Source organism: Micromonospora sp. CNZ299 (genome assembly GCF_002754415.1).
Genome location: NZ_PEFG01000001.1, coordinates 3096937 through 3118781, shown reverse-complemented (window position 1 = coordinate 3118781; position 21845 = coordinate 3096937). Strand labels below are relative to the sequence as shown.

Genomic DNA, 21845 nt, shown 5'->3' with positions numbered 1-21845 from the left:
GCTCAGCCGTCGACCAGCCCCGCCTCGTACGCGAGGATCGCCGCCTGCACCCGGTTGCGCACGTCGAGCCGGGTGAAGATGCTGGTCAGGTAGCTCTTCACGGTGCCCTCCACCAGGTGCAGCCGGCGGGCGATCTCGGCGTTGGACAACCCCGCCCCGACCAGGGCCAGCACCTCCCGTTCCCGCTCGGTCAGCCCGGCCGTACGGTCCCGGGCGGCGGGCCGGCGGGCCAACCGACCGGCGCCCAGCTCGATCACCCGGCGGGCCACCTGCGGCGACAGGTACGCACCACCGTCGGCGACGGCGTGCACGCCCGCGATCAGCTCACGGGGGTCGCCGGCCTTGAGCAGGAACCCGTTGGCGCCGTGCCCGAGCGCCCGGGCCACGTGGTCGTCCTCGCCGAACGTGGTCAGCATGATCGTCGCGGTCTCCGGCACGACCCGGCGGATCTCGGCGGCGGCGGCCAGCCCGTCCATCCGCGGCATCCGGATGTCCAGCAGTGCGACCCGAGGTCGGTGCGCACGGACCAGCTCCACCGCCGCGTGCCCGTCGCCGGCCTCGGCGACCACCTCGATGGCGGGATCGGTGGCGAGGATGGCCCGGACGCCCGCCCGGATCATCGCTTCGTCGTCGGCCAGGACGACCCGGACCGGCGCTGCCCCGGTCGTGTCGGTGTTCACTACGCGATCCACTCCTTGCTGACCAGCCGGCCATCGGTGAAACACAGCCGCCAGGTCGGCTGCGCGAGGGGAAAGTTGCCGTCGGTGTAGTACTCGCAGTCCGGCCGGTCAGCCGGCGTGGGGCGATCCAACTGCCGCCGGGGCAGCCCGGCCAGCTCCGACCGGGCCGCGCCGACCCGCATCTGGTCGAAGGTGGCCCGGTCCAGCACCGTCCCGGCGGTCGCCACCGGGTAGTAGACGAGGGAGAGCACGAGGGCGAAGCCAACCGGCGCCGCCAGCGCCACCAGGAGGCTGCGGCGCACCCGTCGGCGGGCGTCGTGCAGCCGCCGCTCGGCGTCCACCGGCCGCTCCACCGGACCGCGCTGGTCGCCGCCCTCGATCGCCTCCACCGGCGGCGCGGTCGCCGGCAACACCGCCCGTACGACGAAGCCGCCCTCGGTACGCGGGCCGGCGTGCAGCGTCCCACCGGAGAGACGGACCCGTTCGGCGAGGGCGAGCAGCCCGCTGCCCTGCGACGGTGGGGCGGGCAGCGGGCCTGCCGGCGCGGCGCCGTTGACGACGGCGACCTCGACCCGGTCAGCGTCCCGGGTCAGGCTCACCTCCACCGGGGCACCCGGTGCGTAGCGGGCGGCGTTGGTCAGCGCCTCACGGACGATCCGGTGGGCCGCGTGACCGGTCATCGCCGGCAACTCCGCGACCGCCGGGGCGGCCTCCATGCGTACCGCCATGCCGGCCTCCCGGGCACCCTCGACCAGATCGGCGACGGTCTCCCCGCTCGGACGCACCGACGCGCCGCCCTCCTCCCGGAGCACCCCGATGATCTCGTGCAGTCGCTCGGTGGCGGCGGAGACGCTGGCCCGCAGCTCCCCCGCGGCGGCCCGGTGCCGGTCGTCCAGGTCGGCGGCGACCTCCAGGGCGGCGGCCCGCAACGCGATCAGGCTGAGGTCGTGACCGAGCGAGTCGTGCATCTCCCCGGCGATCCGGGCCCGTTCCCGCAGCCGGATCCGCTCGGCGGCACCACGCTCCTCGCGGGTCAGCGCCTCCACGTGCCGTCGACCGGCGTCGGCCAACTCCTGCTGCTGACGGCGGTACCGCCCGACCAACCAGGGGAACACCGCGGCGAAGAGCAGCACCGAGGCGAGCAGGAACCAGGTGGCCGGGCCGGTGCCGAGCACGCCCAGGTTGAGCGCCGTGCCGCCCGCCGCGATCAACACGAAGACCCCGGCCGCCCGGCCCGCGGACGCGCTGCGCCGCCCGGCGAGATAGCTGAAGACCGGGATCGCGAACACGAAGTTGCCGTCGACGACCGACCCGAGCACCACCAGCACGAGGGCCGCCAACGGTGCGCGCCGATTTGCCAGCACCGCCGCCACGCCGAGCAGCACCAACTTGCCGACCACCAGCGGCAACGCGTACCGCGGATAGGGCGGGCTGAACCCGGCATAGCCGACCGGGGCGGCCACCACCGCCCAGAGCAGCACGTCCCGCAGCAGCCGACGCCACCGGTCCGACCAACCCGGCGGCGAGAAGTCGAAGAACGGCACGGCGGTCAGGCTACCGACGTCCGACCTGGGCGGACACCGACGAAAGTCAGGTGTTCAGCCGCTCTCCTCGGCCCACACCCGCCAGTCGTCGAGCACGCCGTGCAGGGCCGGGGTGAGCCAACCCGGCGCGGACCGCCGGAACACCCCAGGGTCCATCGCACCGGCGCCGTCGGGCAACGCGCCGAGCAGGTTCGGCACCAGGTCGGTGAGGTTCGTCCAGTGCACCAGCTCCGGTCTGGTCGGCCAGGCGCCGATCACCACGCCGGCCGGCACGGCACGCCGGTCGAGTGCCTCCAGGGTCAGCGCGGTGTGGTTGAGCGTGCCCAACCCGGCGCGGGCGACCACCACCGCGGGTACGCCGAGCGACACCGCCAGGTCGGCCATCGTCCACGGCTCGCCCGACGGGCGCAGCCCCATCGGCACCAGCAACCCACCCGCGCCCTCGATCAACACCAGGTCGTGCTTGTCCGCCTCAGCACGGACGGCGTCCACCACCGCGTACAACTCCAGCGGCGGCAGATCCGCCACCCGGGCGGCGGCCAGCGGGGCGAGCGGATCGGGATAACTGGCCAAGGTCCGGCCGGTCAGCGGGGCAGCCAACCGGTTGACCGCGTCCACGTCGCCGGGCTCACCGCTGGCCGTACCGGTCTGGCCCGGCTTGACCACCGCCACGCGCAACCCGGCGGCCTGCGCGGCGGCCGCGATCGCCGCGGTCACCACGGTCTTACCGACCTCGGTGTCAGTCCCGGTAACCAGAACCGGGCCCTCCCACGCGGTCATGGGGCAGTTTCCACGATGACGTCCACAGCCCGCTCGAACGCCGCCCGGGGCACCCCCGCGCTGATCGTGAGCCGCAGGCGGGAGCGGCTGTCCGGGGTGGACGGTGGCCGGAAGCAGCCCACCGCGACACCCCGGTCCCGGCAGTCGGCGGCCCAGGTGGTCGCCGCCTCCGGCCCGGGGGCCGTCACCGAGATCACCGCCGCGTCCGGCGCGGAGACGGTCAGCCCGGCCGCACGCAGCCGGTCGACCGCCAACCCCACCCGGTCGGACAGCTCCGCGCGCAGGTCGTCGCCAGCCCGGACCAGCCCCAGCGCGGCGTGCACACCGGCGGCGACCGCCGGCGGCAGGGCCGTGTCGAAGATGAAAGTACGCCCGGTCTCGACCAGGTGCCTGACGAACTCGGCCGGGCCGGCCACCAGCCCACCCGCGCCGCCGAGCGCCTTGGACAGGGTGGCGGTGACCACCACGTCCGGCTCACCGGACAGCTTCGCGGCGGCCACCCCGCCCGCGCCGGCCGGACCGATCACGCCCAGCGCGTGCGCGTCGTCGACCAGCAGCAGCGCACCGTGCCGGCGGGCCACCGCGTGCAGCCGGGCCAGCGGGGCGAGGTCACCGTCGACCGAGAAGACCGACTCGGTCACCACCACCGCCGGGCGACCCGGAGCGGCCGCGAGTGCGGCAGCCACCGCGTTCACGTCGGCGTGCGGGGTGACCACCGTCTCCGCACCGGAGATCCGGCAGCCGTCGATCAGGGACGCGTGGTTGTGCGCGTCGGAGACGAGCAGCGTCCGAGGTTGGACGAGTGCCCGCAGCGCGCCGATGTTGGCCAGGTAGCCCGAGGAGAAGACGAGTGCCCGGTCGGTGCCCAGCCACTGCGCCAGCTCGTCCTCCAACGCCTGGTGCGCGTCGGTGGAGCCACGCACCAGGCGCGACCCGGTCGCCCCCAGCCCGTACGCCGACAGCGCAGCCGCGGCAGCGGCCGTGACCTGCGGATGGTTGGCCAGACCGAGGTAGTCGTTGCCGGCCAGATCGGTCATCTGATCGTCGGCGGGACGCGGATTGAGTCGCCGGGTCAACCCGGCCTTCGCCCGCAACTCCGCGCGGCGGTCGAGCGCCGCCAGCCAGTCCGCCACGTCACCCCTTCACCGCCGTCCGCGCCGGTCAGCCCGACACCCGCCGGGCGAAATTACCACCCGCCGCCGACGCCCGGCGGATCCACTCGCTGCGAGGCATCGACGGCTGTTAGGTCATTCCGGCTGATCGGGGCGCCTTGTAAGGTACGAGCCATGCCAGCGATCCTCGACCAGGCCCGGACCCAGGTCCTCGGTGACGGTGTCGGCCTCGACCAGGCCGGCATCCTCGCCGTGCTGAACCTGCCCGACGAGCACCTGCCCGCCGCTCTGCAGCTCGCCCACGACGTGCGGATGCGCTGGTGCGGCCCGGAGGTCGAGGTCGAGGGGATCGTCTCGCTGAAGACCGGCGGTTGCCCGGAGGACTGCCACTTCTGCTCCCAGTCCGGCCTGTTCACCTCTCCGGTGCGCTCGGTCTACCTGGACATCCCGTCGCTGGTCGAGGCGGCGAAGCAGACCGCCAAGACCGGGGCGACCGAGTTCTGCATCGTCGCGGCGGTGCGCGGCCCGGACGCCCGGCTCATGAAGCAGATGCGCGAGGGCGTCGCCGCCATCAGGGCGGAGGTCGACATCCAGGTCGCCGCGTCGTTGGGCATGCTCACCCAGGAGCAGGTCGACGACCTGGTCGACATGGGCGTGCACCGCTACAACCACAACCTGGAAACCTGCAGGTCGTACTTCCCCAACGTGGTCACCACGCACTCCTGGGAGGAGCGCTGGGAGACGCTGCGGATGGTCCGCGACTCCGGCATGGAGGTGTGCTGCGGCGGCATCCTCGGCCTCGGCGAGACCGTCGAGCAGCGGGCCGAGTTCGCCGCGCAGCTCGCCGAGCTGGCCCCGCACGAGGTGCCGCTCAACTTCCTCAACCCGCGCCCCGGCACCCCGCTCGGCGACCGCCCGGTGGTGGAGGGCAAGGACGCGCTGCGGGCCATCGCCGCGTTCCGGCTGGCCATGCCGCGCACCATCCTGCGGTACGCGGGTGGCCGGGAGATCACCCTCGGTGACCTGGGCACCCGTGATGGTCTGCTCGGCGGCATCAACGCGGTGATCGTCGGCAACTACCTGACCACGCTGGGTCGACCGGCGACCGCCGACCTGGATCTGCTGGCCGAGCTGAAGATGCCGGTCAAGGCGCTCTCCGACACGCTGTGACGACCGTGACGACGACGGAGCTGTGGTGCGACCGGTGCGGTGAGTCGGCGACGGCCACCGCCCACGCGGCCTGCGCGTCGGCTCGCGAGTTGGAGCCGCCCCGGTTCTGTCCCCGGTGCCGGCGCCGGATGAAGGTGCAGGTGCTGCCGGTGGGTTGGTCGGCGGTCTGCGTCGAGCACGGCGAAGTTCGGGGCTGAGCCGGTGCTGCGCGGGCGGGCGGTGGTCCTGCGACCGGCGACGGCCGCGGACGTGGAGGCCCTCGTCGCGATCCGGGCCGACCCGGAGGTCCGCCGGTGGTGGCGGGGCGGCGACGACCTGACCGGTTCGGTCCGCGCCGACCTCGGCGACGACGACCTGCACGTGTACGCGATCGAGCACGACGGCCGGGTGGTCGGCGCCATCCAGTGGTACGCCGAGGCGGACCCGGACTACCGGCACGCCAGCCTGGACGTCTTCCTCGAACCGGCGGCCCGCGGTGAGGGCCTGGGTGGGGACGCGATCCGCACCCTGGCCCGGCACCTGATCGACGAGTACGGCCACCACCGCTTCACAATCGACCCGGCGGCGGCGAACAGCGCCGCGATCCGCGCGTACGCGAAGGTGGGTTTCCGCCCGGTGGGGGTGCTGCGCCGTTACGAGCGTGGCGAGGACGGGCGCTGGCACGACGGTCTGCTGATGGACCTGCTCGCCGACGACCTGGTGGAGTGAGCGGGCACCTCAACCGTCCCAGCAGAGGTGCCCGTTGGGGAGTCGACGGGCACCCTCGGCGGGCTGGTGCGGGCTGAGCCGCCCCTCCGGCATGAGGTGGGCCACCGGCGTCCCGCGACCGAGCGCCGCGACGTCGGCGATCAGCCGGCGGTGGCAGCGCCACCAGAGGCTCTCACTGCACATGACAGCGGTGGTGCGTTCAGCCGCGTCGGCCAGCACCCCGGTCAGCGACGTGTCGAAGTCCTGCGTGCGGGTGTAGGCGGCGTACGCCCGGAACGCCGCGACCTTCCACCAGGTGTCCGGCTCGGGCTCGCCGGCCGGGACGTGCCGGCGGCCGCCCAGGTGCGGCTCCCAGCGGTAGTCGATGCCGTACTCGGGCAACCACCGCTCAAGCTCCTCGCGGTGCACGTCGGGGTTGGTGCGGCTGGCCGGGTACCGTCGCACGTCCACCAGCAGCGCCACCCCGGCCCCGGTCAGCAGCTCTCCCAGCCGCACCCGGTCGGCTGTGCCGTGTCCAACGGTCAGCAACTCCCGCACATGGCTGACTTGCCCGGAATCCCGGGCGGTTATCCCCGCTCCCGGGCGAGATCTTGGACAGTTTCCGTTCGGCTAACGGAAACTGTCCAAGATCTCGGCTGTTCGGCGGCTCAGGCGAGCGTGCAGGTGGCGTTGTTGACGGTGAAGGCCGTCGGCTTCGGGTTGGTGCCGGTGTGGGCGCCGTTGAAGCCGAAGCTCACCGACGCGCCCGGCGCGAGCGTGCCGTTGTAGGACAGGTTCGTCGCGGTGACCGCAGCGCCGGTCTGGCTGACCGTCGCCGACCAGCCCTGACTGACGGTCTGCCCACCCGGGAGGCTGAACCGCAGCGTCCAGCCGTTGATCGCGGTGGTGCCGGTGTTGGTGATCGTCACCGTGGCGGTGAAGCCGGTGCTCCAGTCGGTGGTGACGTACGCCACCTTGCAGGCGCCACCGACCGGCGGTGGCGCGGTGGTCACCGCGACCGGCGCGGACGCCGCGGAGGTGTTGCCGGCCGCGTCCACGGCCACCACGTAGAACTGGTAGGCCGTCGAGGCGGTCAGCCCGGACAGCGCCACAGTGGTGCCGGTCGGCGAGCCGACCAACGCGTCTGTGGCGCCGGCCTCGCGGTAGACCCGGTAACCGGTGACGCCGACGTTGTCGGTCGACGGGGTCCAGGCCAGGGTGAGCCCGGTGGCGGTGACCGCCGAGGCGACCGGTGTGCCGGGCGTGCTCGGCACTGTGGTGTCGGCGGTGCCAGCCGGTGGCGTGGCCACGCTGAGCTTCGGCGAGGCGGCCGACTCGTTGCCAGCGCCGTCGCGGGCCACGATGGTGTACTCGAACGTCCGCTCCGGCAGCAACGTGGTGATGGTGATGGTGTTCTCGGTGACCCGCCGGGTCGCCACCACGTCGTTGCCGACCATGAACTCGCGGACGTCGTAGCCGGCCAGCCCGCTGCCGCCGCTGTCCGTGGACGGCGCCCAGGTCAGGGTGACTGTGCGGGGGCCGAGGTTGGACGCCACCGGGGTGCCCGGGACGGTCGGCTTGGTGGTGTCCGGCACCACCGGGCCCGGCTCCTCGCCCCAGACGCGGGTGGCGCCGGAGTAGAGCGGCACCTTCCGGTTGGGCCCGGCGGTGGCCTGGTACGACGGGTCGTTGGTCGGGTCCCAGGTGCCACCCTCCGGCACACCGATCTTGAACTGGACCTCCATCCGGTGCTGCGACTGCCCGGCCGGGGCGATGGTGTGCCCGGTGCAGTCCACCTCGACGTACCAGATGTCACCGCTGAACTGCTTGGCCGTCGTCGGGGACGGGCAGCCCTGGGTGTAGCCGGCGGTGACCTGCACCGGGCCGGTGCCGTCGGGCCGGAAGTAGTACCGGAACCGGCCGTCGCTCAGGGCCCGGGCCGGGAACGCCGACTTGTTGTAGACCATCACCTTGAGCCCGGTGGCCCGCGGTTCGGCCTGCGTCACAGTGGTCTCCACTGTCAGCTCGTCGATGTCCGGCGTCTCGGCGACCGGGAAGTTGGCGAGCGGCGTGCCGCCGTACTCGGAGACCAGCCGGACCACCGCGGAGGTGAAGCCGGCGTTGTAGTCGGTGGCCACCTCGTTCATCACGTAGTCCGACCGGCTGTCGCTGTACGCGTCGTTGGCCGAGGACGGGCCGCCGACCAGCGCGCCGTAGAGGGTGTGCCGGGTCTCGACCGGCACCGTCTGGCTGTCCCACCAGGAGCCGTGGGCGGTGCGGTGGTGCGGGTTGCGCGGCGAGTTGGCGCCGAACCCGATGACGTAGCTGGAGTTGCGCGGGTTGTCGCCCAGCGCGTAGTTGATCTGCCGGACGGCGAAGTCGTGGTAGCGCGCCTTACGGGTGGTGTCGGTGGTCTTGTCGCTGTAGACCAGCGCGGCGAAGGAGGTGTTGGCCGCGTAGCGCAACGCACCCCAGGAGTCGAGCACCGCCATCCCACCGGGTGAATACGGCACCCGCTGCCCGTCCACCCCGACGGTCCAGTAGTCCAACCAGCGGTTGGCGTCGTCGACGTACTTCTGCTTGCCGGTCAGGTTGGCCAGCAGCACGTACGCCCCGAACTGCTTGTTGTCCCAGGCGATCGTCCACTTGTAGGAGCGGGTGGTGGACTGGTTCTCGGTGCCGAGCTTGTCGTACTCACTCTCGGCCTTGGCCAGGTAGCTGGCCTCGCCGGTGGCCCGGTGCAACCAGATCGCCGCCCAGACCAGCTCGTCCTGCCAGCCGCTCCACGAGCGGTAGAAGCTGGTCGCGTCGGTGATGCACTCGTGGTAGGACTTCCGCACCGTGTCGGCGAAGGTGTAGAGCTGCCGGGCGTGCCCGAGCAGCCGGTCGGCGTAGGCCGCGTCGGTGGGACGGAAGACCATCGAGGACGCGGCCATCGCGGCCGCCGTCTCCCCCGCCAGGTCCGCGCCGCCACAGCTCGCATCGATCTTGTACGCGGGCCGCGCCATCGCCATCACCTCGGCCGGACCCCACCACTTGTGGTCGTCGTCGCCCTTGCCGACCTGTCCGTAGAGGACGTTGGCGGACGGGTGCGCCTTGATGAAGTAGTCGTTGACGAAGCGCAGGTTGTTGAGCAGGTGCGGCATTTGGCCGGACGCGGTGTAGCCGCTGCGGTACTCCACAGCGCCCCAGGCGAGCATTGTGGCGCTGAACGCCATCGGGAAGCCGAACTTCACGTGGTCACCCGCGTCGTACCAGCCGCCGGTGAGGTCCAGCCCAGCGTCGGCGCCGTCGGTGAGCGCGCTGTCGCCGCGCCAGGAGACCCGGTTCCAGTCGGGCAGCCGCCCGGACTGCTGCGCCTCGTAGAAGAGCAGCGACTTCTGCAGCACCTCGGCGTAGTTGTAGGCCGCTGGCGCGGCGGAGGCGGGCGACGACGTCGGCCCGGCGACCGCGAGGGCGAGACCCGTGAGCAGGGCAACGCCAGCGGCCAGCAACCGCCGCGGCCAGGGCTGGTCGACGACCGGTCGCCGAGATCGGAAGCGGAACCGCTGCGGTCGGTGCATGGCGGGCTCCTGTCGGTGGCGCCGCCGGTCAGCACCGACCTGGACGCGGGACGGTGTCGGGTGGTGCGGGCTGCCGGCGGCTGTGGTGGTGGAACCGGAAGCGCGGGAGCGCTCCCATGGATAAGCGACAATGTAATGCGCTCGTCACTGCTTTGTGAAGAGGCGCCCGGGCCCACCCCGTCGCGGCGACCGCGACCTGCGTCAAGACCCGCGCCAGAAGACCCCTAAAACCATCTCACATCATCGATGATATTCGATGGAAGAAGTTGCATCGCCGCTGTTCAGACCAGCCGTCGCCGGGCCGGCAACGGGGCCGTTCGAGCGTCGCGACCCCTGTCAGACAAACGTACTGTTGCCGACCCGCTACCCGCCGCGAGACAGTACGGCTCATCAGCGGTGTCATCGACGCCGCCGCTCCCCGGTCGACCCTGAGGAGAAGCGATGGCACTACGACTCGCAGACGGCACCGCCTGGTCCGACGTCCTGGCCCGCGCGGTGGCCGCCACCGGAGAAGCGTTCGGCGCCGAGGTGGACGGCGTCACCACCCTGCACAACCTGGTCGAGGGCGAGTGGCGGGCCACCGGTCAGCCCGCCCCCGTCCGCACCCCGGTGGACAACACCGTCGTCATCAACCTGCGCCGGCTCGACGCCGACACCGCCCGCGCCGCGGTCCTGCACTCCGCCGCCGAGCACCGGACCTGGGCCCGGACCCCGCTCGCCGACCGCAAGGCCCGCGTCGCCGACGCACTGGACTCGCTCACCGCCCACCGCGACCTGCTCGCCATGCTGCTGGTCTGGGAGATCGGCAAGCCCTGGCGGCTGGCCTGCGCCGACGTGGACCGCGCGCTCGACGGCGTCCGCTGGTACGCGGACCAGATCGACCGGATGCTCGCCGGCCGTCGCGAGCCGCTGCCCGGCCCGGTCAGCAACATCGCGTCGTGGAACTACCCGATGAGCGTCCTCGTGCACGCCGAGCTGGTGCAGCTGCTGGCCGGCAACGCGGTCATCGCCAAGACCCCGTCCCAGGGCGGCGCCGTCTGCCTGACCGTCGCACACGCGCTGATGCGCCGCGCCGGCCTGCCCGCGACCCTCGTCAGCGGCGGTGGCGAGGAGTTGTCCGAGGTGCTGGTTCGCGCACCCGAGATCGGTGCCGTCGCGTTCGTCGGCGGACGCTCCAACGGCGGCAAGGTCGCGGCCGCGCTGCTCGACACTGACAAGCGGCACTTCATCGAGCAGGAGGGCCTCAACGCCTGGGGCATCTGGAACTTCTCCCAGTGGGACCTGCTCGCCGCCCACCTGAAGAAGGGCTTCGAGTACGGCAAGCAGCGCTGTACCGCGTACCCCCGGTTCGTGGTGCAACGTGACCTGGTCGACGAGTTCCTCGACATGTACCTGCCCGTCGTCCGCTCGGTGCGCTTCGGTCACCCGCTCGCCGTCGGCGACGACTGGACCGCGGGAGACCCGCTGCCCGAGCTGGACTTCGGGCCGCTGATCAGCGCGGCCAAGGCCGACGAGCTGCACCGCAAGGTCGACGAGGCGGTTCGCGGTGGAGCGGTGCCGCTGCACAGGGGCAAGCTCACCGGCGCGCCGTTCCTGCCCGGGCAGGACACCTCGGCGTACGTGGCGCCGTCGGTGCTGCTCGCCCCGCCCGGCCGGTCCCGGCTGATGCACGCCGAGCCGTTCGGGCCGGTCGACACGATCGTCGTGGTGGACACCACCGACGAGCTGCTGGCCGCGATGAACGCCTCCAACGGGGCACTGGTCGCCTCCCTGGCCTGCGACGACACCGACGAGGCCAGCAAGCTCGCGGTGGACCTCCAGGCGTTCAAGGTGGGCATCAACAAGCCGCGCTCACGGGGTGACCGGGACGAGCCGTTCGGCGGCCGGGGTGCCTCCTGGAAGGGCGCGTTCGTCGGCGGCGACCTGCTGGTGCAGGCGGTCACAGTGGGCGGCGACAGCCGTCTCTACGGCAACTTCCCCGACTACAACAGCTACCCCGCCACCTGAGGTCGTCGCCGGCCCTCTGTCGACGCCCGGCGCGTGTGACAGGGGGCCGGCGGCGTACCGTCGCGAGATGGCGATGATCGAGCAGCTCTCCCTGGGTGTGTCCGACGCCGAACGGGCGGCGAGGTTCTGGGCTGCGGCCCTCGACTACCGTCGCCGGGCACCGCGATTCGACGGCGACGAGTGGATCGTGCTGGAGCCCCCGCCGGGCGCGCCGGGCATGGCGATCGCGATGGACCTGAGCGAAAGCCCGGTGCAGGATTTTCCCCGCCTCCACCTGGACCTGGACGCCGGCGAGCGCAGCCTCGACGAGGAACGCGACAGGTTGCTCGCGCTCGGCGCCCAACGGGTGGACTGGCGGCACTACCCCACCGACCCGCACCCGACCGAACCCCCGTACGTCGTGCTCGCCGACCCGGAGGGCAACCGGTTCTGCGTGTCCGGCCGCCGGGAACGCCCCTCGCGGTGACAGGGCCCGCCCTACGAACCAGGCGTCGAGAGGGTGCCCTTCCGGTCGGCGGCGAGCGGGACGGTGAGGGTGAGCAGGGTGCCGTCGCGCTCCACCGAGCTGGACCGGCTCAGCCGACGCAGCGTCCGCAACATCGGGGCGTTGTCGGCCTGGACGTGCAGCACCAGCGCCGCGTACCCGGATCGGTCGGCATGCTGGGCCAGCCGGCGCAGCAGCGCTGAGCCGAGCCCCCGCCGCTGCCAGTCGTCGCGCACCAGCAGCGCCACCTCGGCCTCGTCACCCTCGCCGAGCAGGTTCGCCAGGGCGACCACCGACTCCGCCTCGCCGTCGGCGCCGGTGGCCGTGGCCACCAGGGTCAGCCCTCGGCTCGGCTCCAGCAGCCGACGCAGCCGGGCCGGCTGCGGCAACCCCGCCCCGCCCAGGTAACGCCGGTGCCGGCTGCGCGGCGAGCACGCCTCGTGCAACTCCACGACGCCGGACAGATCGTCAGCGCAGGCGGGCCGCACGGCAACCTCGGCGCCGTCGGGCAGCACCAGGGTGATCTGCTCGGCGGCCCGACGGACCACCGTGGCGGCCAGCTCGACCAGGGCCTGCGCCCGGGCGTACTCCGCCGGGGTGAAGGCGGGCGCGACCCGACGCAGCGAGAACGAACCGCCTGCCGGGTCGGCCAGCAGCATGGTGGCGCCGGTGATCCCCCGTTCGACGCCGGTCGACGCGGGTCGCCAGCTGACCGAGTCGGCACCGAGCAGGGTGCGCAGAGCCGCGCCCGTCGCGTCCGGGTCACGCACCAGCCGGTTGGCCAGCCCGAGCACCCGGGTCGGCTGGTCGGCCAGGCCGCGCGCCTCGCTGCGCGCCACCCAGCAGTCCCGGCCCCGACCCCGCTCGACGGCGGCGATCAGCCCGGCCTCGTCCAGCGCGTCCGGCGCGTCGACCAGGAAGTCGTCCACCGCGCCCTGCTCGGTGGGCTGCACCTGCACCGTGAGGATGTTGACCCCGCGCAACGCGAGGCTCGCCGTGAGCACCGACAGGTAACCCGGCCGGTCGTCCACGGTGGCCCTGATCCGCCACAACGTCATGGCTGCCTCCCTTCCCCCGGGTGTCAGCCTTGTCCCCCGCTGTTGCCACCCTGTTGCTCGGCGGTCACGGGTTTCGCTCAGGAATCGGGTCGGGCAGGGGCACCTGACGGCTGGGGTCACGCTGCACACCACCGGCAGAGCCAGACCACGCGGCGGACCGGATCCGCCCTAGGCCGGGCGGCCGCGGTAGCCGATGGGGCCCTCCCCGACCCGCTGGTAGATCCCCAGGAAGCCGCCGTCGCCGAAAGCGACTGTGCCGTTGTTGCCCCGGAGGTCACGCCAGGTCAGCCTGGTGACCGGGTGGCCGGGCACACCCACCGCGACCCGCAGGTCACCGGAGCGGTGCCACCCACCGCCCCAGCCTTCCTCAGTGGTGAAGTGCTGAGCATTCCGGGCCACCGAGCCGCGCTCGATCAGCCGGCCGCGGAACTCCCGCGGCCGCTCACCCGGCTGTCGGCTCCAGCCGTAGAAGGCGGCCTGCTGCTGCTCGAACATCATCGCGTACTCGCCGCCGGACGCATCCGCCCACGCCACCTGGTCGAGGATGGCCTGCTCGCCGCGGTCGACGAAGATGGTGACCTCGCCGACGTCACTCGCGTACCGCAGCACCGGCTCGGCGACCGCCTGTCGGACGAGGGCCAGGCCCGCCTGATCGTGGGCGTTCATCGGGTCGATCGTCACCCGGTACAACCACAACATGCTCCGGGCGTCGTTACCGCTCTCGATCCGCACCGTGTTCCGGCCGGCCACCAGTTCCTCGGCCGGGACCGCGAAGACCAGCCGTTGCGGGAGTCCACCGCCGTTCGGGATCCGCAGCCGGTCGGCCAGCGACCTGCCGTTGAGGCGAACGGTGAGTGGGGCGTGTCCGGGCCCCCCGGAGAGCATCGACGTGAGCGCCACGAGGGTGACGCACGCCTCGCGGACGATGGTCGGGTCGGGCACGTCGAACTCCAGTTCGACGGAGCCGCCGGAGTGGAGGGCCAGGTGATCGCCCTGAACCGAGGACCGGTGGACGCCGGTGACGGTGACGTTCCCGAGGCGCGGCGGCTCGGTGCCGAAGTCGGCGTAGGTGGGTGCCATCTGGGTGCCGGCACGAAGCTTGGCCGCTGACGCAGGAGACCAGTCCATTTGACGAGACTAGATCAACGAGTTCGGACCTGCGGACCACCGGTCTCCCGGCGGCGGCGACTCAGGGGCCGGCGACCACCGGCGGCGCGCCGACCAGGTCGAGCCGGTCGCCGAGGATCACCGCGCAGGCCCGGACGAGCTGGGTGAGGCGATCCACCTCGGTGCTGTGGAACGCGGCGGCGGAGAGGGTCTCGCTGTGCCCGCGGGCCACCACCAGCACCAGGCCCGCCCGTCCGAACGGCGCGACCGCGTGGTGCGTGCCGTCGGGCGTGGTCATCGACCGGCCGCGCAGCGGGGTCACCTCCGGCAACCGCAGGGGTACGGGTGCACGCCAGCTCGCGTGCCCCACGGTCGCCCCGCCGCCCCCGGTCCGCGAGGCCCAGTCGACAGGCACCACGGCGGCGACGGCCCAGTCGGCTGCCAGCAGCCCGGGAACCGCGTCGACCAGGGTGGCGAGCCCGTCGGCCGGGTTGGCCGCGACCTGCGCCAGCAGCTCCGCGTCCTGCCCGGTGGTGGTGGGCGCGCCGATCGCCCGCCACACGCCGTCCACCCGCACGCCGGGGATCGCCGCGAGACCGGCCAGCAGCCGCTCCACCCGCGCCGCGCCCGGCCAGACCACTGTGAAGTCGTCCACCGCGCGCCCGCCGAGGCGTTCGAGGACCACCACCTGGACGATGTCCGCGCCGGAGACGCCCAGCGTGCGGGCGACCTGGCCGAGCGTGCCTGGACGGTCCGGCAGGGTGACCCGAACTCGCAGCAACATGTCTGTCCCTCCGCTCGGCGGGCCGGCAGAGTGCGACCGGCAGGCTGGCCCCAGCCTGGTCGTTGACCATTTCGTCCCTGTTGCAAAGGCATGTCCCGAGCGGAAAATCTCATATTGACAACGTGAACCGGCTGCCATCAACTAGTCGGATGAGTGATCCGGCCATCGATGCGTTGCGGCCGGAGGCCGTCCCGGGCTCCCCCACCGGGCTCGCCCTGGACCGACTCGCCGACTATCTGGCCCAGCACCGACCCGAGTTGGCCGTCGGGCCACTGCGCGCCAACCTGATCGCGGGCGGCAAGTCCAACCTCACCTACCTGCTGCGCCTCGGCGACCGTGAGGTCGTGCTGCGCCGCCCGCCGCTGGGGCACGTGCTGGCGACCGCGCACGACATGGCCCGGGAGTTCCGGGTCATCTCGGCGCTGGCGCCGACCGAGGTGCCGGTGCCCGGCGCGCTGCTGCTCTGCACCGACCCGGAGGTGATCGGCGCGCCGTTCTACCTCATGGAGCGGATGCCCGGTGAGGTGTTCCGCACCCGCGCACAGACCGACCCGCTGGGCGACGAGCGACGCCGCGCCCTCGCCATGGCGATGATGGACACTCTCGCCGCGCTGCACAGCGTCGAGCCGTCCTCGGTGGGGCTGAGCGACTTCGGCCGCCCGGAGGGCTACCTGGCCCGGCAGGTCCGGCGCTGGGGCGGGCAGCTCGACCGCTCGCGCAGCCGTGATCTGCCCGGCATCGACGAGCTGCGGGACCTGCTGGCGGCCACCGCCCCGGAGGGCGCGAACGCCGGTCGGATCGTGCACGGCGACTACCGACTGGACAATCTTCTCGCCTCGGCCGACCCGGTGGCCGTGCACGCCGTCCTCGACTGGGAGATGGCCACCCTCGGCGACCCCCTCGCCGATCTGGGGCTGCTCCTGACGTACTGGGACGTGCTCGGCGGCAGCGACACGGCCGACGGCAACCCGGTCGCCGACGGGCTCGGGCCGCGCGCCGGCTTCCCCACCGGCGCCGAGCTGATCGACCGGTACGCGGGGCGCAGCGACGTGGACGTCGGGCCGCTGCACTGGCACGTGGCACTCGGCTGTTTCAAGCTCGCGGTCATCTGCGAGGGGATCCACTACCGCCACACGCTCGGGCAGACGCTCGGCGAGGGCTTCGACCGGATCGGCGAGATGGTGGCACCGCTGGTCGCACACGGGCTGACCGCCGCCAGGGAGCGGTGATGGACTTCTCATACGACAGCCGGACCGAGGAACTACGCGGCGAGCTGACCCGGTTCCTGACCGAGCACGTCTACCCGGCCGAGGCCGTGCACGCCGAGCAGGTCGCCACCGGTGACCCGTGGTCGCGTACCCCGGTGTTGGCCGAGCTGAAGGCGGAGGCCCGCAAACGCGGCCTGTGGAACCTGTTCCTCCTCGACCCGCGCTACGGCGCCGGCCTGACCAACCTCCAGTACGCGCCGCTGGCCGAGTTGACCGGGCGCAGCCCGCACCTGGCGCCCGAGGCGGTCAACTGCGCGGCACCGGACACCGGCAACATGGAGCTGCTGGCCGAGTTCGGCTCGGAAGCGCAGCAGAAGCGCTGGCTGATGCCGCTGCTGGAGGGCGAGATCCGTTCCGCGTTCTGCATGACCGAGCCGGACGTGGCATCCTCCGACGCCACCAACATCGCCACCCGGATCACCCGCGACGGCGACGAGTACGTGATCAACGGGCGCAAGTGGTGGTCGTCCGGCGCGATGGACCCGCGCTGCGAGATCTTCATCGTGATGGGCAAGACCGACCCGGACGCCGACCGGCACCGCCAGCAGAGCATGGTGCTGGTCCCCCGGGACACCCCCGGGGTGAACGTCCGTCGGGGCATGAGCGTCTTCGGCTACACCGACGGCTCACACGGTGGGCACGCCGAGATCGACTTCACCGATGTCCGGGTGCCCGCGGAGAACCTGATCGGCGCCGAGGGCACCGGCTTCGCCATCGCCCAGGCCCGGCTGGGTCCCGGCCGGATCCACCACTGCATGCGATTGATCGGAATGGCTGAGCGGGCATTGGAACTGCTCTGCAAGCGGGCGCTCGAGCGGGTCGCGTTCGGCCGACCGCTGGCCGAGCAGGGCGTGGTCCGGGAGTGGATCGCCGAGTCTCGGGTGCGCATCGAGCAGGCCCGGTTGCTCGTGCTCAAAACGGCCTGGCTGATGGACACCGTCGGCAACAAGGGCGCGCACACCGAGATCCAGGCCATCAAGATCGGCACCCCGGCGATGGCGGAGTGGGTGATCGACAAGGCCATCCAGGGGTACGGCGGCGCCGGCGTCAGCCAGGACACGCCACTGGCTGCCCTGTGGGCGCAGACCCGTACCCTGCGCCTGGCCGACGGCCCCGACGAGGTCCACCGCAACTCCCTCGCCAAGCGGGAACTCCGCCGCTGGGCCCCGTAACCCGCACAGCGCCGCCCCCGAGGTGGGGGTCAGGCGCTGGCTCGGTGGATCAGCTGGGTGTCCAGGAGGATGTGCGGGGCCGGCAGGTCGTCGCCGCGGATGCGGGCGACCAGCAGGCGGGCCATCTGTCGGCCCATCTCCTCCACCGGCTGGAAGACGGTGGTCAGCGGCGGCTCGGCCTGTTTGGCGATCGTCGCGTCGTCGAAGCCGATCACCGCGACGTCCTCGGGCACGCGCCGGCCGGCCTCGCGCAGGGTACGCAGCGCGCCGAACGCCATGAGGTCGGACGCCACGAAGACCGCGTCCAGGTCCGGGCAGGAGTCCAGTAGCCGGCGCATGGCGGCCGCGCCGCTGCCCTCGCTGAAGTCGCCGTACGCGATCAGGTCGGGGTTGACGCCGCCCCCGGTGGCCTTGACCGCCTCGGTGTAGCCGGCCAGGCGGGCCAGGCCGGCGCCCATGTCCTGTGGCCCGGCGATGGTGCCGATGCGTCGGCGCCCCAACCCGGTCAGGTATTCCACCGCCTGCCGAGCCCCGCCAACGTTGTCCACGTCGACGAACCAGGCCGGTTGGGCGCCGGGTTGCAGCATCCGGGCGGGCCGACCGCCGAGCACGGCGGGCAGGCCGCGCTCCTCCAGCAGCGTCGGCAGCGGGTCGGAGTCGTGCAACGACAGCAGCAGCACCCCGTCGACGTGCTGGTTGGTCAGGTGGTGCTCGACCCGCTCCCGCTCGACCGGCGACTGCGCCATGGCCAGCCAGAGCTGCATTGGCGTCTCCAGCAGCGCGGAGCTGATGCCCCGCACGATCGAGGCGAAGAACGGCTCGGTGAAGACCCGCTCGCCGGACTCGGACACCACCAGGGCGACGGAGTCGGTGCGCTGGGTGACGAGCGCACGGGCAGCCCGGTTCGGCACGTACCCCAACTCGGCGATGGCCTGTTGGACCGCGGCCCGGGCCTCCGGGCTGACCTGGGGCGAGCCGTTGACCACGCGGGAGACCGTGCCCCGGCCGACGCCGGCACGCGCCGCGACCGCGTCGAGGGTCGGGCGCCCGAGCGACCGGGTGCGCTGCGTTGTCATCGTCTGCTCCTCCGACGGCGGACGGACCCGGCGCCACCTGCGGGAGGTGGACGCCAGGACCGTCCTGATGGCTGGCCCGAGCCTATTGTGCGGCCAGACCGTTGCGCCGGATCACCGAGGCGTACCACTTGGCGCTGGACTTGGGGGTGCGGGCCTGGCTGTCGTAGTCGACGTGGATCATGCCGAACCGCTTGGTGTAACCCCAGGCCCATTCGAAATTATCCATCAACGACCAGGCAAAGTATCCCCGCAGGGGAACTCCGTCGTTGATCGCCTCGTGCGCGGCGCGCAGATGCGCGTCGAAGTAGGCCAGCCGGTCGACGTCGTCGACCTGCCCGTCGATCACCGAGTCGACGAACGCGGACCCGTTCTCGGTGACGTAGAGCGGCAGGTCGGTGTAGTCGTGCACCCGCCGCAGCGTCTCGGTCAGGCCCGGGGCGTCGATCTCCCAGCCCATGTCTGTGACCGGGACGCCCCGGGTGACGAACCGTACGTCCTCGCTGCCCGGCCAGCACGACGGAGCACTGTCGGTCGCGACACCCTCGGTCGGTGCGGCGACCACGTGCCGGCTGTAGTAGTTGACCCCGACCAGGTCCAGCGGCGTGGAGATGGTCGCCAGGTCGCCGTCGCGCACGTGGCCGAAGTCGGTCACCGTGCGCAGGTCGGCCACGAGGTCCTCCGGATACGACCCGCGCAGCAGCGGGTCCAGGAAGAACCGGTTGGCCAGCCCGTCGATCCGCCGGGCGGCGTCCCGGTCAGCACGGGTGTCGCTGGCCGGGTCGACCGGGTAGAGGTTGACGGTCACGCCCACCTCGGCGGTCGGCCGGGCAGCCCGCAACGCCTGCACGGACAGGCCGTGACCGAGCATCAGGTGGTGCCCGGCGCGAACCGCGTCCGCCCCGTTGGTGCGGCCGGGGGCGTGCACACCGGAGCCGTAGCCGAGGAACGCCGAGCACCACGGCTCGTTCAGCGTGGTCCAGTAACGCACCCGGTCACCGAGCGCGTCGGCCAGCAGCGTCGTGTAGTCGGCGAAGCGGGCCGCGGTGTCCCGGGCCGGCCAGCCGCCGGCATCTTCCAGCGGCTGGGGCAGGTCCCAGTGGTACAGGGTGAGCCACGGCTCGATGCCGTTGGCCAACAGCTCGTCGACCAGCCGCCGGTAGAAGTCCAGGCCCTGCGGGTTGGCCGCGCCCGTTCCGCCGGGCTGCACCCGGGGCCAGGAGACCGAGAAACGGTACGACTTGAGGCCGAGCTCCGCCATCAGCGCGACGTCGTCGCCGAGCCGGTGGTAGTGGTCGCACGCGACGTCCCCGGTGTGCCCGGCGACGACCCGACCCTCGGTGTGGCTGAAGGTGTCCCAGATCGACGGGGTGCGGCCGTCCACGGCCGCCGCCCCCTCGATCTGGTACGCCGCAGTCGCGGCCCCCCAGAGGAATCCGGGTGGAAAGGTCAGCCCGGGGCGCTCGTCGAGGACGTCGACGGCGGGTGGGCTGGCGGGGTTGCTCACGACTTGACGGCACCTTCCATGATCCCGCCGATGATCTGGCGGCCGAACACGAGAAAGACGAGCACGAGCGGGATGGTGCCGATCGCCGTGGCGGCGAACACCTGGGAGTAGTCGGTGTAGTAGGCGTACGAGAGGAAGGAGAGCGAGACCTGGAGGGTCGGGTTCTCCGGGGTGAGGATGGCGTACGGCCAGATGAACGAGTTCCAGGTCTCCATGAAGGTCAGCAGACCGAGCACGCCGGCGGCGGGACGTAGCGCGGGCAGCACGATGCTCCAGTAGATCCGGAACGTGCTCGCCCCGTCGACGCGGCCGGCCTCGATCAGCTCGTCGGAGATGGCCTGGCTGGCGTACTGCCGCATCATGAACACGCCGAAGGCGCTGACCAGGAACGGCACGGTGACCGCGTAGAGGGTGTCGTACCACCCCAGGTCCTGCATCATGGACCAGAGCGGGATGAGGCCCATCTGGGTCGGGATCATCATGGTGACGATGATCGCCAGCAGAAGAGCGTTGCTGCCCCGGAACTTCAGCTTGGCGAAGGCGAACCCGGCCAGGGAACCGGTGAGCACCACCGACAGGGTGACCACCGAGGAGACGATGATCGAGTTCATCATGCCGGTGAGGAAGTTGGCGGCGTCGTTGTCGAGCACTCGCCCGAAGTTGTCACCGAACGCCCCGCCCGGGGTGAGCGGCGGCGGCACGTCGTTGATGTTGTCCAGGCTGCGACTGCCGATCACCAGCATGTAGTAGAACGGGTAGATCGACAGCAGTGCCGCCAGGATGAGCGCCACGTAGGTCAGCGGGCTGGTGCGCCACAGGCGCTGGGAAGCCGAGATCATCGATCTCTCCTCACTTCGCCGAGCGGCGGACGAGTAGGAAGTTGACCAGCGACACCACGACGATGATCATGAAGATGGCCCAGGCGACCGCGGCTCCGTAGCCGGCGGTGTTCAGGTTCGCGATGCCCATCTCGTACATGTACATGGCCAGCGTCTGGAACTCCCGCTGGCTGCCGCCGAGAATGTTGCCGTTGGCGAAGAGCAGCGGCTCGGTGAAGAGCTGCATGCCGCCGATCGTGGACAGGATGACCACGAAGGTGAAGGTGGGCTTGAGCATGGGCAGGGTGATCTGCCAGAACTGCCGCCACGGGCCGGCGCCGTCGATCTCCGCAGCCTCGTAGAGGTCCTTCGGGATCGCCTGCATGCCGGCGAGCAGGATCAGGGTGTTGTAACCGGTCCACCGCCAGTTGACCATCGAGGAGATGGCGAACCACGAGCTCCACCGCTGCCCGTCCCAGTCGACCGGGTCGACACCGACGAAACTGAGCAGCCAGTTGAACAGGCCGAACTCTCGCTGGAACAGCATCCCGAAGACGATCGCGACCGCGGCCACCGACACCACGTTCGGCATGAAGATGGCCATCCGGAAGAAGGTCTTGGCGCGCAGGAAGGTCCGGTTGAGCAGGTTCGCCAGGAAGAGGGCGAGCAACAGCTGCGGGATGGTCGACATGGCGAAGATGCCGAACGTGTTGACCAGCGCGTTCCAGAAGTACTCGTCGGAGAACAGCCGGGTGTAGTTGTCGAAGCCGATGAACGAGTGATCGCCGATCATGTCCCAGTCGTGCAGAGACATCCAGGCGGTACGCACCATCGGGTACAGCCCGAACGCACCGAAGATCAGGAAGAACGGGGCGATGTAGAGGTACGGCGAGTACTTGACATCGAGGCGGTTGAGTAGCCTTCCCCGGCGCTGCCGGGAAGGGAGATCGGGAGAAGGCGGTGCTGCTGGCGACGGCGGTGCCGTCGTGGCCGACAGGCTCATGCGAATTTCCTTTTCCGGCGAGGCCCGG

20 protein-coding genes are annotated in these 21845 nt (G+C 71.8%); 7 read left to right on the top strand and 13 right to left on the bottom strand.

The features are described 5' to 3' along the window. Positions 1-2: 2 nt before the first annotated feature. Genes CLT68_RS14740 through CLT68_RS14725 form a run of 4 tightly spaced genes read right to left on the bottom strand, consistent with a single transcriptional unit; the run spans position 3 to position 4137 of the window. The gene (locus CLT68_RS14740; protein ID WP_099851546.1) at positions 3-680 is read right to left on the bottom strand and encodes a response regulator transcription factor; all 678 of its coding nucleotides are present in this window, start codon (positions 678-680) and stop codon (positions 3-5) included. Further along, positions 680-2224: a sensor histidine kinase gene (locus CLT68_RS14735; RefSeq protein ID WP_486482170.1), complete on the bottom strand. Its 1545-nt coding sequence runs from the start codon at positions 2222-2224 to the stop codon at positions 680-682. Before CLT68_RS14735 ends, CLT68_RS14740 begins: the two co-directional genes overlap by 1 nt. Positions 2225-2278: 54 nt before the next feature. Then, the gene (gene bioD, locus CLT68_RS14730; RefSeq protein WP_099851543.1) at positions 2279-3004 is read right to left on the bottom strand and encodes a dethiobiotin synthase; all 726 of its coding nucleotides are present in this window, start codon (positions 3002-3004) and stop codon (positions 2279-2281) included. After that, positions 3001-4137 (bottom strand): 8-amino-7-oxononanoate synthase, encoded by a 1137-nt coding sequence (locus CLT68_RS14725; protein ID WP_099851541.1) that lies wholly within the window; start codon positions 4135-4137, stop codon positions 3001-3003. The genes bioD and CLT68_RS14725 overlap by 4 nt, the downstream gene beginning before the upstream one ends. A 153-nt stretch (positions 4138-4290) precedes the next feature. On the opposite strand from CLT68_RS14725, the gene bioB reads away from it, so the two are divergent. From bioB to CLT68_RS14710, 3 genes are read left to right on the top strand one after another with little or no spacing between them, the layout of a single operon-like run. Further along, positions 4291-5286 carry a biotin synthase BioB gene (gene bioB, locus CLT68_RS14720; protein ID WP_099851540.1) on the top strand — a complete coding sequence of 332 codons (996 nt, stop codon included), beginning with the start codon at positions 4291-4293 and terminating at the stop codon, positions 5284-5286. Then, positions 5283-5483, top strand: coding sequence for a biotin synthase auxiliary protein BsaP (bsaP, locus tag CLT68_RS14715; protein WP_099851538.1), 201 nt, complete (start codon positions 5283-5285; stop codon positions 5481-5483). Before bioB ends, bsaP begins: the two co-directional genes overlap by 4 nt. 4 nt (positions 5484-5487) lie before the next feature. Next, entirely contained in the window at positions 5488-5994 is a 507-nt protein-coding gene (locus CLT68_RS14710) for a GNAT family N-acetyltransferase (RefSeq protein WP_088946886.1), read from the top strand. A 9-nt stretch (positions 5995-6003) separates the two neighbouring features. Here the strand turns inward: CLT68_RS14710 and CLT68_RS14705 are convergent, their stop codons facing one another. Beyond that, positions 6004-6489: a DUF488 domain-containing protein gene (locus CLT68_RS14705; RefSeq protein ID WP_486482169.1), complete on the bottom strand. Its 486-nt coding sequence runs from the start codon at positions 6487-6489 to the stop codon at positions 6004-6006. A gap of 152 nt (positions 6490-6641) precedes the next feature. Then, positions 6642-9536 carry a glycoside hydrolase family 9 protein gene (locus CLT68_RS14700; RefSeq protein WP_486482168.1) on the bottom strand — a complete coding sequence of 965 codons (2895 nt, stop codon included), beginning with the start codon at positions 9534-9536 and terminating at the stop codon, positions 6642-6644. 441 nt (positions 9537-9977) lie between these two features. On the opposite strand from CLT68_RS14700, the gene CLT68_RS14695 reads away from it, so the two are divergent. Both CLT68_RS14695 and CLT68_RS14690 read left to right on the top strand, forming a co-directional pair. Next, entirely contained in the window at positions 9978-11543 is a 1566-nt protein-coding gene (locus CLT68_RS14695) for an aldehyde dehydrogenase family protein (protein WP_099851534.1), read from the top strand. A gap of 67 nt (positions 11544-11610) precedes the next feature. Further along, positions 11611-12009 carry a VOC family protein gene (locus CLT68_RS14690; protein ID WP_099851532.1) on the top strand — a complete coding sequence of 133 codons (399 nt, stop codon included), beginning with the start codon at positions 11611-11613 and terminating at the stop codon, positions 12007-12009. A gap of 11 nt (positions 12010-12020) precedes the next feature. Here CLT68_RS14690 and CLT68_RS14685 read toward each other — a convergent pair whose 3' ends face one another. From CLT68_RS14685 to CLT68_RS14675, 3 genes are all read right to left on the bottom strand, one after another. Next, positions 12021-13085 (bottom strand): GNAT family N-acetyltransferase, encoded by a 1065-nt coding sequence (locus CLT68_RS14685; protein ID WP_099851530.1) that lies wholly within the window; start codon positions 13083-13085, stop codon positions 12021-12023. A gap of 168 nt (positions 13086-13253) precedes the next feature. After that, the gene (locus CLT68_RS14680; RefSeq protein WP_099851528.1) at positions 13254-14213 is read right to left on the bottom strand and encodes a hypothetical protein; all 960 of its coding nucleotides are present in this window, start codon (positions 14211-14213) and stop codon (positions 13254-13256) included. A gap of 61 nt (positions 14214-14274) precedes the next feature. Then, positions 14275-14976 carry an amino acid-binding protein gene (locus CLT68_RS14675; RefSeq protein WP_099851526.1) on the bottom strand — a complete coding sequence of 234 codons (702 nt, stop codon included), beginning with the start codon at positions 14974-14976 and terminating at the stop codon, positions 14275-14277. Between the two features lie 149 nt (positions 14977-15125). Between CLT68_RS14675 and CLT68_RS14670 the strand changes: the two genes are divergently transcribed. Beyond that, positions 15126-16205: a phosphotransferase family protein gene (locus tag CLT68_RS14670; protein ID WP_099851524.1), complete on the top strand. Its 1080-nt coding sequence runs from the start codon at positions 15126-15128 to the stop codon at positions 16203-16205. Continuing rightward, on the top strand, positions 16205-17416 hold the full coding sequence (locus CLT68_RS14665) for an acyl-CoA dehydrogenase family protein (protein WP_099851522.1): 1212 nt from the start codon (positions 16205-16207) through the stop codon (positions 17414-17416). Before CLT68_RS14670 ends, CLT68_RS14665 begins: the two co-directional genes overlap by 1 nt. 29 nt (positions 17417-17445) lie before the next feature. Here the strand turns inward: CLT68_RS14665 and CLT68_RS14660 are convergent, their stop codons facing one another. The 4 genes from CLT68_RS14660 to CLT68_RS14645 all read right to left on the bottom strand — a co-directional run bounded on the left by CLT68_RS14660 (position 17446) and on the right by CLT68_RS14645 (position 21817). Next, complete coding sequence (locus CLT68_RS14660; protein WP_088946873.1) at positions 17446-18492, bottom strand: LacI family DNA-binding transcriptional regulator; 1047 nt, start codon at positions 18490-18492, stop codon at positions 17446-17448. 82 nt (positions 18493-18574) lie between these two features. Further along, positions 18575-19996, bottom strand: a complete 1422-nt coding sequence (locus CLT68_RS14655; protein WP_099851520.1) for a GH1 family beta-glucosidase — start codon at positions 19994-19996, stop codon at positions 18575-18577. After that, positions 19993-20835 (bottom strand): carbohydrate ABC transporter permease, encoded by an 843-nt coding sequence (locus tag CLT68_RS14650; RefSeq protein WP_088946871.1) that lies wholly within the window; start codon positions 20833-20835, stop codon positions 19993-19995. The genes CLT68_RS14655 and CLT68_RS14650 overlap by 4 nt, the downstream gene beginning before the upstream one ends. 10 nt (positions 20836-20845) lie before the next feature. Beyond that, on the bottom strand, positions 20846-21817 hold the full coding sequence (locus tag CLT68_RS14645) for a carbohydrate ABC transporter permease (protein ID WP_088946870.1): 972 nt from the start codon (positions 21815-21817) through the stop codon (positions 20846-20848). Positions 21818-21845 lie beyond the last annotated feature (28 nt).